Below are 11,814 nucleotides of genomic sequence, written 5' to 3'. Positions count from 1 at the left end.
ATCACCGGCTGTCGATGAAGTCCAGACGCTCGGTGATCGATCCTGCGGCCAGCGACTTCGCTTATCTTTCCAGCCCCGCCTTACGCGCCTGCAAGGCAATAGCGCTCAGCACCCCAAGCCGGCGCAGTGGATCGGGTGGCAACCAATTGGGCCTTTCGAACGCGGCCAGATCGTCCAGCATGGCGCTGCCCTGTCCAACTATCTGTTCGGCGAGCAGCTTTCCATAAATCGTCCCCTTGATCACGCCGGCGCCATTGCACCCCACGGACGCATACAGACCCGTTTGCACCTGCCCCACGAAGGAAGCTCCATTGCCCGTCAAGGCGGTGCTTCCACCCCAGACATACTCGAAGTCGTACGCACCCAGTTCCGGATACCGGCGCTGGAACGCATCCCGGAGCAGTCTGGCCATGCGACCCAGGGGCTGCTCGGTTTCGTACGAATAAGCGCTGCGCACCATGAAACGTCCGCCGCGGATGCGGCGCAGCGTTGTTCCGAGGCGATTCGCTGGAATGACCCCCCACTGGTCCCGCTCTCCCAGCTTGGCCAGCCGTTCGCCCTCCAATACCGGAGTCACGCCTGCGTAGGTAAAGATAGTGATCAAACGGCTGCGCAGGAACCCCAACCGCCGCGCGAAGGCGTTGTTGGCCAGTATGACGTTATCCGCCTCGTATTCGCCCGCCCGGGTGTGCACGCGGTACGGACCGGTGCCGCCGATGGACGCCACGGGGTTGTCCTCCATCAGCCACACGTTCTCCGGCAACGTATCTGCCAGGCCACGTATCAGCGCCGCCGGCTGCACGAATACGTTGTTCATCGAGTGATAGCCGTACCGGTAATACGATGTGCCCAACCGCGCATGCAGCGCGTCGCGATCCAGCTCGGAGTAATCGACTCCCCATGCGCGATACTGTTCCAGCCCATGGCGCAGGCCGCGTTCTCCTTCTGGCGTCGCGGCGGCGTGGTATTTACCGGCGATGTCCCAGCCGCAATCGAAGCCGCCCTGCTGCGACAGTCGCGCCAGCCAGTCCAGCCCGGCCTGGTACATGGCGATCTGCTTGCGCGCGATCTGTAGCGGGCTGCTGTGGCCGCTCATGCGCGTGTTGTGGGGCAGGTTGATCAGGAAGCCGGAATTACGTCCGGCCGATCCTTCGCCCGCCACGGTGGCGTCCACGACCAGCACGCGGTCCTGCGGGCGCAGTTCGGCCAGCCGCCGGGCCGCCGCCAGGCCGGTGTAGCCGGCACCGATAACCAGGTATTTGACGCGACGCTCGGGAAGCGGCGCGGTGCGAGCCACGCGCGGCGGCAGCATGGCGTTCCAGCCGGAACCGCTCTGGTAGTGGGGATAAGTGCGCGATTGCCCTGTGGGGGATGACATGATGGATGCGATGTGGCGTTGAAGGAATCACTGGTCGGCACGGGCCTGCATGCTGCGCATGACTTCGCTTTGCACGGTGTCCCAGATCTGCGACTTGAGCTCGATATAGCGTGGCGATAGCTGCACGGCGGCATTGCGCGGATAGGGCAGGTCGTTGGGCATGTCGCAGGCGACGCGGCCGGGACGCGCGCTCATGATGACCATGCGGGTGGACAGCAGCAGCGCCTCGTCGATGGAGTGGGTGATGAAGACGATGGTCTTGCCGCTTTGTTCATAGATGCGCGTAAGTTCTTCCTGCAGCACCTGGCGAGTCATGGCGTCCAGCGCGGCGAAGGGTTCGTCCAGCAGGATGACATCGGGGTCGTTGGCCAGGACCCGGGCAATGGATACCCGCTGGCGCATGCCGCCGGACAACGCTTTCGGATAGGCATCCTCGAAGCCTTTCAGGCCGACCATTTCGATGAACTGCTGCGCGGTCTGGCGTCGCGCGCTCGCCTTGATGCCTTTCATTTTCAGGCCGAAGGCGACGTTCTCGGCGACGGTAAGCCAGGGGAACAGCGCGTACTGCTGGAACACCATGCCGCAATGGGGATCGACATCGCGCACTTCGCGGTTGTTGACGACAATGCGTCCGGCGGTCGGTTGCTCGAAGCCGGTGATCAGGTTCAACAGCGTCGATTTTCCGCAGCCCGATGCGCCCAGCACCACCAGGAACTCGCCGCGCGGAATGCGCATGTCCACGCCGTCCAGGGCCTGGAAAGAGCCGAAGGCCTTGGAGACGCCTTCGATGGAGATCATGGAACCATTCAACGCGACCATGCGAGCACCCTGTTTTCGATGAATCGGAAGACGACATCGGTGATCAGTACCGTGACGCTGATCAACACCATGCCGAGCACCACGGTGTCGGTCTGGAAGAACTCCTTGCCGTTCATGATCAGGAAGCCCAGCCCTTCTTTCGCGGCCACCAGTTCGGCCGAAATGACGCAGGTCCAGGACAGGCCCAGGATTACCTTGAAGCCGCTGAATATCTGCGGCAGACTGGCCGGCAGGATCACGGAGCGCATGACCTGCGCATTGCTGGCCCCGAGGTTGCGGGCGGCGCGGATCAGCAGGGGGTCGATGTTGCGGGTGGCCTCGATGACGTAGAGCAGCGCGGGCGCGAAGGTGCCCATGAAGACAATGCTGTACTTCTGGGTTTCGGTAATGCCGAACCACAGCAGCGACAGCGGGATCCAGCTCATGGAGGGCAGGGGCCGCAGGAACGAAAGGATGGGGTCGAAGGCCGCACGGGCGCGTTGCGAGGTGCCCAGAAAGATGCCCAGCGGAATGGCCAGTGCCGTGGCGGCCGCGAAGCCGACCATGACGCGGCGGGCCGAAGCCAGGACATGGCCGACCAGCGTATCCTGGCCCCACATGGCGACCATGCGCCCGAACACCGCCGACGGCGGCGGAAGGAATAGCGGGTCCATCCATTGCAGCCGGCAGACCATTTCCCAGAACAGCAGCAGCGCGATTACGGACACGCTGCTGATAAGCATCAGGTCCGGACGGCGTCCGGCGTTTTGTGCGTTCATTGCTTGATTCCAGACAAGGCGGCGGCGGGTGCGCCATCCGCCGCCGGTAAGGGATCCTGGCGCGCTACAGGGAAGAGGGATCGACCCAGTCGCGCACGGGGGGCGCCTTGTCGATCTGGCCATACCGCACCATCATCTCGGCCAGTTTCTGCAGGCCGTCGATGAACTTGCTGCCCGGCGCGAGCAGGCCCTGCTGTTCGGCCGATCCATACCAGTCGGCGCCCTTGATCATCTCCAACTGCTCGGACGGCGACAGCTTGGTCAGCTCGATCAACGGGGCCACCGCGCTGTCGGGTTGCGACTTCAGTTGCTCGTTGGCGCGGAAATACGCTTTCAGGAATCGCTTTACCGCCTCGGGATGCTTCTCCAGGAAGGCACGACGCGCCACCAGCAGGTCGGGCCCTGGCGTCACGCCATAGTCACGGTACAGCGAGAACTGGGTATCGTCGGCAAGGACCTTCACGCCGGGCATGGCCTGGATGGCATTGAACTGGGGCGTCCATGCCGCGGCCGCATCGATCTGCCCCGACTGGAAAGCGGCGGGCATTTCCGGGGCGGGTACGTTCAGCACGGTAATGTCCTTGTCCACCTTCATGCCGGCCTGGTCCAGCAGGTTCAGGACCAGCAGGTGCGCGCTCGACGCGAAGGTGACGCCGATCTTCTTGCCCTTCAGGTCCTGAAGCTTCTGCACGCCGTCGCGCACGATCAGGCCTTCGACGCGGCCGAAGTTTTCCGGGACGCCGATGATGGCGAAGTGGCGCGAGCCGCGCGACATCACGGCCAGCGCGGCCGGCGCCGCCGTGACCGCCATGTCGATGTTGCCCGACAACAAGGCGCTGACGCGCGCCGAGGTCGTGCCGAACGAATCCCAGCCCACGTCCAGGTTCTGTTCCTTGAAGTAGCCGGTCTTGATGGCCAGCCAGGCGGGGTAATGGCCCAGCCAAGCCGACCCGCCGTAACGCACGGCCTGCATACCGGCGGCCCAGGCGCCGCCTGACGCTGGCAGCGCCAGCGTCGCCGCGCCCAGCGCCATGCCCTTTATGAATTGCCTTCTTGTGCTCCGCACCTGTGTCTCCTTATCGTTGGTCGTTTTCAACAAAGCCGCATCTGCCGGCCCAGCCAAGGCAGCCGCGCCGTCATCTGCGGAAAAATCTCCGTTTCCAGCGCGCTGCGGCTGAACTGCCAGCACATCTCCGCCATCTCCTCGAATTCGCGGTGGCGCGATACCTGGTGCAGCGTGCGCGCCAGCCCGGGTCCGGGCAGGGGCAGCACCGCCACCTGGTCCAGCCACGCTCGCCCTTGCAGCAGGCACAGCGGCGTCGCCAGCGCCCAGCCGAGGTTGGCTGCGATCATCGCCATGACGACGTCGCTGGTGTCGATCTCCAGGTAGGGCGGCGCGCTGACGCCGCAACGGCGTAGGTGGCGCTCGATCATGGCGCCGAAGTGCGAACGTCCGCTGAAGCGGATCAAGGGCGCGGCTTGCGCCAGTTGGCGCAGGTCCATGGCGGCGAAGGTATCGGCACGCGCGGCTGGCACCACCAATACGAAAGGTTCGGTCAGGATGGGCCGGCGCGCCAGGTCGTCCACGTCTTCCAGTGCATCGGTGGTGACGATGATGTCAACCTGGCGGTTCAGCAGCGCCTGCGCATGGCCGTAGGCCAGCCCTGACCACACGAGTACCTGGCTGGCGCTCTGCGTCAGCCGTTTGACGATGGACGGGCCGGTGGTCGCGGCAAAGGAATCGATCATGCCGATACGGATGGCCGGCCGGTTCATCAGGTCGGCTTCGCGCACCTGGGCGATCAGCCGGTCTACGTCGTCGACGATCTGGCGCGAATGGCGTTGCAGCGCAACACCGGCGGGTGTGAGCTTGTACGGACGGCATGAACGGTCCAGTACCCGCATGCCCAGAATCTGTTCTATCTGGCTGACCACCTGCGATACTGCCGACTGCGTCACGTTCAGCGCCTGCGCGGCGGCGGACAGGCTGTCGGCGGCCGCCACAGCGGCGAAAATGCGCAGCATGCGTACATCGAGGCTGGAATCGTTTTTTAGCGCGCCCATGCGGTCTCCTATTGAAAATGCTAAGGAACCGCTTGAATCTATGCCAGAAATACGCTTTGTTTAAGTGATTCTTATAGTCAGTATTACGTTTTCTGAAATCCGCATTCAGGCGACGGCGATCCGGATCGCGATATGCTGCCGCGGATGCCGCCCCAGGCAATCCGGTCATGGACCCCCTAAGGCTGGTGTCCCGGCAGAATCCAGGAAGGGAGGATGGGATGGAGGCTTACTACAGCGTCGCGATCGTTACGCTCTTGTCCGGGCTGCTTTGCTTTGCTATGGCTCTGGCATGCGCGCGCGCCCATGTGAAAACAGGTATATACGCTCCCAAGATGAGCGGGCATCCGCTGCTGGATCGCACGGTAAGGGCCCACCTGAACACGCTGGAATGGATGCCCATTTTCCTGCCAGCGATGTGGCTGTTCGCCATCTATTGGAGCCCATCATGGGCCGCCATCCTGGGCGGGCTGTGGATCGCAGGCCGGATCGTCTATTTCATCGGCTATGTGGCCGCTACCGACAAGCGCCGTCCAGGTTTTGCAATCCAGGCACTTGCGGCCATTATTCTCGTGCTCGGCGCGCTGGGCCGGATCATCTATCTGATGCTGGCGTAAGGCAGCGCGGCTGTCCCGCGGGAAAATTCGCATGCCTATCTACATTGCCTACGTGCCCTGAAGATACGTGGGTAAATGAGAGAACGATGTCGCCTATGGCACGGGATGGCAGATTCGCGCCATTACCGGCGCGGCACGTCGGGATAGTATTGGGGCGCCTCGGCACGATCGAACATGCCGTACTCGCGGATACTGCGCATGCAACGGTGACGCTGCTGCTTGGCGCCGGGAAGCAAGGCGGGCTGCCATCCAGCGGCATCCCGCGCCGTCCGCCAGCCTGCCAGCAGAAGCATCTTTCCAGGGTTATAGATGCTCTCGTACACCTCGTATTCGACGAGACCGGAACGCCCGGGATCGAGTCCAAGCTGCGCGGGTATCCGTTGGGGATCGGCCGAAATGTCCACCCCGTCGCCCGGCACCAGTTCCGTGATGCTGAGCGCCTTGGCGGTCCCTTTCTCGCTTTCGTCCAGGCGGTGCTGGACGATGTCCAGGCCTGCCGGCGGCATGTTGTCCGCCGTGATTTCACAGACGCGCAGGCGATAGTCGGAGAACACATGCTCGCGCCCTTGCCGCTGGATCCTGTGGTGTTCGCCCGTGCTACGCCACCGGACGACAGATTTCTCGTCCCGCCAGGTTGAAAGCGAAAGCACCCAGCCATTGCGGCGCTTGCTTTCGAAGCGTTCATTGTCGAGGAAACCATCGGTCTTTTCGAGTAGCGGCTTCAGGTGCCGGGCGTGCTGCAGGTACTCGTCCTTCTTCCCTGCGCCTGGATGGACTTCGAATACGACGGCGAACATGGGTGGGCTCCTTTGGTAGCTGCCTTGCCGGCCAGAGTCGCCCGACCAGGCCTGGCAGGGAAAACTACAGCTATTGCAATGCTGGCGACGGTTGGAAAACCCGCTGCACGATGCCGCGGAACCAGGTATGTGCCGGGTCGGTTTCATCCTTGGGATGCCATACGAGGTCGATGGCCAGCGAGATATGGGGCAGTGGCAAGTCCGCGGAGCGGAAGGCGCTGAATTCCTTCGCCTCCAGCCAGTGGTGCGGCACCACGGCGACCAGGTCCGTGGTTTCGATGACCTGGCGCATCTCCAGCCAGCTTGGCACCGTCATGGCGATCTTGCGCGCCAGGCCCATGCCCGCCAGCGCTTCATCGATGGCATTGGTTCCCACGCCGGCCACCGATATTTTCAGATGATGCAGGTCCAGGTAGCGCGCCAGGTCCATGGCGTGGCCAGCCGCCGGATGCCGGGGGTTCATGATGACGACGAATCGGTCGTCCAGCAGCCGGGTGCTGGACGACTCGCCTTCGTGCCGCAGGTTCATGGCCAGGCGGATCTGCACTTCGTCCTTGGCGATGCGCTGTTCGTAATCCCTTCTGTCGAAATGCCGCACTTCCAGTTGTGCGGAAGGCGCCGCCCGGCGCATCTCGCGGCACAGCCGTGGCAGGAAGTAAACGGCGGCATAGTCGGACACGCGCATGACGAATTTGCGGTCGGTGGTGGCAGGGTCGAAGTGGCGGCCGCTTTGGATGGCGTCTTCGATCTGGCGCAGCGATCCCTCTATGGTGTGGGCCAGCGACGCGGCATATGCGGTGGGCGTCATGCCGTCCGGAGTGCGGATAAACAACTCGTCGTTGAACGTCATGCGCAGCCTGCGCAATGCATGGCTGATGGCCGACTGGCTGACGCCGATCTTCTCGGCGGCGCGAGTCGCGTTGCCTTCTTCGACGAGCACCTTCAGGATGACCAGCAGGTTCAGGTCTATGCAGCGTAGATTCATGGCCGTGGCGCGGGTGTGCGCGGATAGGAGAGCGGAACTCCCCTAGCATAAGCCACGGGCGACGCTATGCCGGCTAAGCCATCAGCGCGCCGAAGCCGGGGACGGCGTCGCCGACGCCACAGGCACGCAGCGCGTGCCAGACCATGGCCTGGTGCTTGTCAGCACCGGCCGCTGCAGCAGGGTCTCCAGCATATCGATGATCTCGGCCGACCGGATGGCGGTACAGCTGAGGAAATAGGCATCGGCGTCATCGCGCCGGTTGCGCTGCGCCATGTCCACGAAGGTCTGCGGCGCCAGGCGCGCCATTTCGGTATTGGTGTCGATGCCCAGGCTGTCCTGTTGCAGCACCTGCACGCCGTGGTCGGCAAGGAAGCTTACCTCGCGCGCCGTCACGGCTTCGATATACGGCGTCAGCAACCCGATCCTGCGGGCGTGCATGACTTCCAGGGCGCGGATGATCGCGTCCGAAGTCGCGAAAGACGGAAGGCCGGCGGCCTGCGCGATCTGCCGCGTGATGGTGTCGCTCAAGGCCCGGCTGTACGTGGAGACCGCGGTGCAGTGAAACACGATGGCGTCCACCCGCGCATGGGCGAGCAGCCGGGCCGCCGATTCCACATGCGCCGGCATGGCCAGCAGTTCCGCCTCGCCGCTGCCCTGCAGCGGCAGCCGGGTGATGTACGCCGCCACGCCGGGCGGGAGCATGGCATGGATTTGCGGTTCGGCGATCACGTTGCCGGACGGCACGATAATGCCCAGGCGGGCCCGCTCGCCGTAGTCGATGGTGCGGAGGGCCGGCATGGCGGCGGGTTGCATCAACGCGCTCCGGTGCGCGGATCGCGGTCCGCCTGGCCGGGGGCACGCAGGTCGCGCTGCTGCTCCTCGGCGGCCCGCAGTTCGCGATGCGCCTGCTCGAGATAGCAAGAATTGATGTATTCGCCGGCGGTCGTCTTGGCGCGCGAGGGCAAGGCGCGGATCAGCGCGCCGACGTCGATCAGCGCCTGGATGGATTTTTCGTTGGCGGCGCCGTCACGGGGGAATATCTCGTCGCGGGTGTAGTCCTCCCACGCCCGGTCGGCATAGTCCGGGCTGATCCCGCTATGCCGCATGGCGATGTCGCGGCATCCTGCCTTGTTGGCGTAGAACCAGTCGTGCGCCTGGATCAAGGCCATCAGGAAGGCAACCGTCGTATCGGCGTTCTGGCTGGCCCATTGGGCGGCGACGTTCACGGAGGTGAATTGGAACCAGGGAAACTCGTCGCGCGGCTCGCACAACGACACATAGCCGGCGTCCAGCGCGATGTAGTTCAGCGGAATACCTTGCAGGCCGGCGTCGATCTCTCCGTTCTGCAGCTTCTCCCAGCGAGCCAGGATGGGACCGACCGCCTCGATGCGGTAATCGCGCGGACATTCCAGGCCGTGCGCCGCCAATATCTTCTTCACCAGCGAGGAACTGCCCGCTTGCAGGGATGAAACACCCACCACGCCGCCGCGCAACTGGTCCATGTTGCGGATATGCGGCCGCGCGATCAGGGAGAAGGGCAAGCGGTTGACGTTGCCGGCGATGATTTCCAGTCCATTGCCGCGCTCGCTGCCCAGGATGACATGTTCCGTGACACCGAAGGAAAGATCCAGGCGTCCGTCGACGAGCCGGTCCGTCACCTCGTCGATGGGCTCGTAAAGTTCGATGGCGACGTCCAGGCCGTGCCGTTCGAAAAAGCCCTGGTCTTGGGCGACCCAGAGCGGCATATTGAAATAGTTGCGCGACACCGCGCCGACCTTCAATCGGTTCAAGACTGGCTCCTTTCGATAGCGGGCGGTGGCGCCGGTATGGCGCCCACCCATTCAAGCGTATTGGGTGGCGTGGGGCGGCGGCTCAATCCAGCGCGACCGCCACGCCTTCCGGCGCGGCATCGCCGCCGACGGGCGGCCGGTCGATGGACGCACGCGTCAGGACAACGCTGGCAAGGGCGCCCGCCAGCAGCAGCACGCCCGCAATGGTGAACGCCGCGGCAAAACCGCCGGAGGCGGCGACCGCATACCCCGTCACGATCGGTGCGGCCAGCCCGAAAAGATTGCCGCCCAGGATCAGGAAGCGTCAAGGACGTGCTGGCCTTGCCCGATGTCGTGTTTCGTCAGGTCGTGGGCGCGGAAATCCCGTCGTCCATCGCCGCGATATACCGGCGCCATGAGCGCTCGCCCACGGTGCGGCATTTCATCGAGCAGATCTTGCAGACTGAACCAGTACTGGTCTCGCCTTTTCCATTGGGCTGATCGCGGCTGCGCTATCCAGCGTCGGCTCGGTCTAGGCGAAGCCGAATAACACATTTCTCCTGGGAATGAGTCGTGCGATTCTTTCATTAGTCCTGCCGACCCGGCGTTTGTATGCTGTCTCCACGACATAAAGAAAAGATCGCATTGGGCGCCAACGACCCGACATGCATGCACACAAGAGGTTATCTTGGTCGTCCATATTTCAAAATTGCTGGGTGGCGCGCTTGCATTCGCCATCCTTGGCCTGTCCTCTATCGCGCGCGGCGAGCCAGCCTATCCTGCCCGTGCGATCACCGTCGTCGTGCCGTTTTCGGCCGGTAGCGCGAGCGACACTTACGCCCGTTTGATAGGCGCCAGGCTGGGTGAGGCCGTAGGCCAGCCGGTCGTCGTGGAAAACAGGGACGGCGCCGGCGGCTTCATCGGCGCGCAGTACGTGCTGCGCGCCAAGCCGGATGGCTATACGCTGCTGTTCGCTGCCTCTCCCTGGGCGTATACGCCTTATTTCTTCAAGCGGATACCGTACGAACCTAACGAGGATTTTGTCGCGGTCGCCAAAGTCGGCGCGGCGCCCAGCGTTCTCGTGACCGCGGTTGACGCACCCTTTGGAGACATCGCCGGCATGGCGGCGTACGCCAAGCAGCATCCTGGAAAGCTGACCTATTCGAGCGCTGGCATAGGCACCTATTCCCACCTTATAGGGGCCCTGGTGGATAAGCGGCTTGATATCGACATCATGCATGTGCCCTACAAATCCGCGGCGCAGGCCATGAGCGATGTCGTGAGCAATATGATCAGCCTCAATTATCCCAGCCTGTCGGCAGCGCTGCCGCTTATCAAGTCAGGCAAGCTCAAGGCGCTCGGCGTGACGAGTTTGGCGCCCGCGTCCATCGCGCCCGACATTCCGTCGATTGCATCCCAGGGCCTGCCGGGCTTCGAGGTCATGCAGTGGTTCGGTTTCGTTGCGCCGGCGGGCAGTCCCCCGGAAGTGGTGGCGCTGCTCAACGCAAAGATCAATCGGGTGCTGGCGGATCCAGAAATTGCCAGCCGGTTTGCCCAATTGGGTATTCAGCTGACGCCGGAATCATCCGCCGAATTCACGGCCGACATCGACACGGAAATCAAGAAATGGGTGCCGCTCGGCAAGGAACTGGCGATCACCTACGAGTGAGTCCAAAGAGGCTTCCTTTGCAGCAGCCAATCCCGGAACAAGCGGGCCGTGGGGCTGAGCGTCCTGTGGCGCGAGTGCACGAGATAGTCATAGCGGCCCGTACGGCAGGCGAAATTGCCGATTGCACGCAATTGCCCCCGGTCGATCGATTCGCGCACCATGTAGTCCCACCCCAGCCCTACGCCGAGTCCCTGCAGGGCGGCGTTGAACACCAGCGTGACTTGGTTGAACGTCAATGCGCGAGTCGGTGCGGTGTAATCGACGCCGAACTGCTTGAACCATGCCGGCCAATCCATGCAATTCCATTCTCGGGAGTCGAGCTGGATGAGCGGCGCCTCCCGCAGCTGTTCGACGGTTTCAATGGACGGCAAAGGAAGATCCGGCCGGCAAACTGCGTATACGACTTCCTGAAAGAGCGGGGTCGCGTCCAGCGAACTCCAGTCGCCGTCGCCGTACAGGATGCCGAACGATCCATCGCCGCAGCTCTCCTCGTTGATTGAGTTGCTGGCGATGATATTCACATTGATTTCGGGATGGTCCTGGTTGAAATAAACCACCTGGGGGAACAACCAGCTATGTGCCACGGCTTGTGTGCACCGGACAGTGACGGTTTGCTCGGCATTCGCGCTGCGCAGCTGCGCCACCACATCGTTCAGCCTGAGAAGCAGCGGCTGCAGTTCCGCCTGCAGCTCCCGGCCCTTCGCGCTCAAGCGTATGCCGCGGCCTACACGGTCGAACAGCGAGGTCTTGAGGCTGTCCTCCAGCATGGCCATCTGCTTGCTGACCGCGCTTTGGGTCAGGGCAAGCTCCTGGGCGGCACGGGTGAAACTGCCGCAGCGCGCAACCGCTTCGAAACAGACCAGATTTTCCATGGAAGGCAGTCTGGAGAAGAGGCGGGGACCGTTGATATCAAGCATGGCAAGCGTCCGAAACTGATTCCTGAGAGGAATGAATGGTGCCC

The 11,814-nt window shown here is 63.3% G+C and carries 14 protein-coding genes; 3 read left to right on the top strand and 11 right to left on the bottom strand.

Annotated features, from left to right (window positions below):
- Positions 1-61: 61 nt before the first annotated feature.
- The 5 genes from BAU07_RS25400 to BAU07_RS25380 form a co-directional block, all read right to left on the bottom strand.
- Positions 62-1,378, bottom strand: coding sequence for an NAD(P)/FAD-dependent oxidoreductase (locus tag BAU07_RS25400; protein WP_066664038.1), 1,317 nt, complete (start codon positions 1,376-1,378; stop codon positions 62-64).
- A gap of 27 nt (positions 1,379-1,405) precedes the next feature.
- Complete coding sequence (locus BAU07_RS25395; protein ID WP_066664035.1) at positions 1,406-2,197, bottom strand: ABC transporter ATP-binding protein; 792 nt, start codon at positions 2,195-2,197, stop codon at positions 1,406-1,408.
- Entirely contained in the window at positions 2,185-2,955 is a 771-nt protein-coding gene (locus BAU07_RS25390; protein ID WP_066664032.1) for an ABC transporter permease, read from the bottom strand. Before BAU07_RS25390 ends, BAU07_RS25395 begins: the two co-directional genes overlap by 13 nt.
- Positions 2,956-3,019: 64 nt before the next feature.
- Positions 3,020-4,021 carry an ABC transporter substrate-binding protein gene (locus BAU07_RS25385; protein WP_066664031.1) on the bottom strand — a complete coding sequence of 334 codons (1,002 nt, stop codon included), beginning with the start codon at positions 4,019-4,021 and terminating at the stop codon, positions 3,020-3,022.
- Positions 4,022-4,047: 26 nt separating this feature from the next.
- On the bottom strand, positions 4,048-5,019 hold the full coding sequence (locus tag BAU07_RS25380; protein ID WP_066664030.1) for a LysR family transcriptional regulator: 972 nt from the start codon (positions 5,017-5,019) through the stop codon (positions 4,048-4,050).
- Between the two features lie 218 nt (positions 5,020-5,237).
- On the opposite strand from BAU07_RS25380, the gene BAU07_RS25375 reads away from it, so the two are divergent.
- On the top strand, positions 5,238-5,633 hold the full coding sequence (locus BAU07_RS25375) for an MAPEG family protein (RefSeq protein ID WP_066664029.1): 396 nt from the start codon (positions 5,238-5,240) through the stop codon (positions 5,631-5,633).
- 122 nt (positions 5,634-5,755) lie between these two features.
- Here the strand turns inward: BAU07_RS25375 and BAU07_RS25370 are convergent, their stop codons facing one another.
- The 5 genes from BAU07_RS25370 to BAU07_RS27000 form a co-directional block, all read right to left on the bottom strand.
- Positions 5,756-6,430: an antibiotic biosynthesis monooxygenase family protein gene (locus BAU07_RS25370; RefSeq protein ID WP_066664027.1), complete on the bottom strand. Its 675-nt coding sequence runs from the start codon at positions 6,428-6,430 to the stop codon at positions 5,756-5,758.
- Between the two features lie 70 nt (positions 6,431-6,500).
- Entirely contained in the window at positions 6,501-7,415 is a 915-nt protein-coding gene (locus tag BAU07_RS25365; protein ID WP_066664026.1) for a LysR family transcriptional regulator, read from the bottom strand.
- A gap of 81 nt (positions 7,416-7,496) precedes the next feature.
- Positions 7,497-8,228: a maleate cis-trans isomerase family protein gene (locus BAU07_RS25360; protein WP_084025992.1), complete on the bottom strand. Its 732-nt coding sequence runs from the start codon at positions 8,226-8,228 to the stop codon at positions 7,497-7,499.
- A complete protein-coding gene (locus BAU07_RS25355) occupies positions 8,228-9,205 on the bottom strand; it encodes an ABC transporter substrate-binding protein (protein WP_066664024.1) in 978 nt (325 codons plus the stop codon). Before BAU07_RS25355 ends, BAU07_RS25360 begins: the two co-directional genes overlap by 1 nt.
- A gap of 82 nt (positions 9,206-9,287) precedes the next feature.
- Positions 9,288-9,461: a hypothetical protein gene (locus tag BAU07_RS27000; RefSeq protein WP_198168850.1), complete on the bottom strand. Its 174-nt coding sequence runs from the start codon at positions 9,459-9,461 to the stop codon at positions 9,288-9,290.
- A 56-nt stretch (positions 9,462-9,517) separates the two neighbouring features.
- Here BAU07_RS27000 and BAU07_RS27290 point away from each other — a divergent pair, with 56 nt between their 5' ends.
- Together BAU07_RS27290 and BAU07_RS25350 are read left to right on the top strand one after the other, a co-directional pair.
- Complete coding sequence (locus BAU07_RS27290; protein ID WP_157122443.1) at positions 9,518-9,685, top strand: type 2 periplasmic-binding domain-containing protein; 168 nt, start codon at positions 9,518-9,520, stop codon at positions 9,683-9,685.
- Between the two features lie 301 nt (positions 9,686-9,986).
- Positions 9,987-10,853, top strand: coding sequence for a Bug family tripartite tricarboxylate transporter substrate binding protein (locus BAU07_RS25350; RefSeq protein ID WP_335617542.1), 867 nt, complete (start codon positions 9,987-9,989; stop codon positions 10,851-10,853).
- On the opposite strand, the gene BAU07_RS25345 is transcribed toward BAU07_RS25350, so the two are convergent.
- On the bottom strand, positions 10,844-11,770 hold the full coding sequence (locus tag BAU07_RS25345) for a LysR substrate-binding domain-containing protein (protein ID WP_066664019.1): 927 nt from the start codon (positions 11,768-11,770) through the stop codon (positions 10,844-10,846). The two genes, BAU07_RS25350 and BAU07_RS25345, sit on opposite strands and share 10 nt — an antisense overlap.
- Between the last annotated feature and the right edge of the window lie 44 nt (positions 11,771-11,814).

Source organism: Bordetella flabilis, from assembly GCF_001676725.1.
In the GTDB taxonomy this organism is placed as follows: Bacteria; Pseudomonadota; Gammaproteobacteria; order Burkholderiales; family Burkholderiaceae_B; genus Bordetella_C; species Bordetella_C flabilis.
The sequence above is the reverse complement of the archived record's forward strand: the minus strand, read 5'-3'. Positions and strand labels throughout refer to the sequence as shown.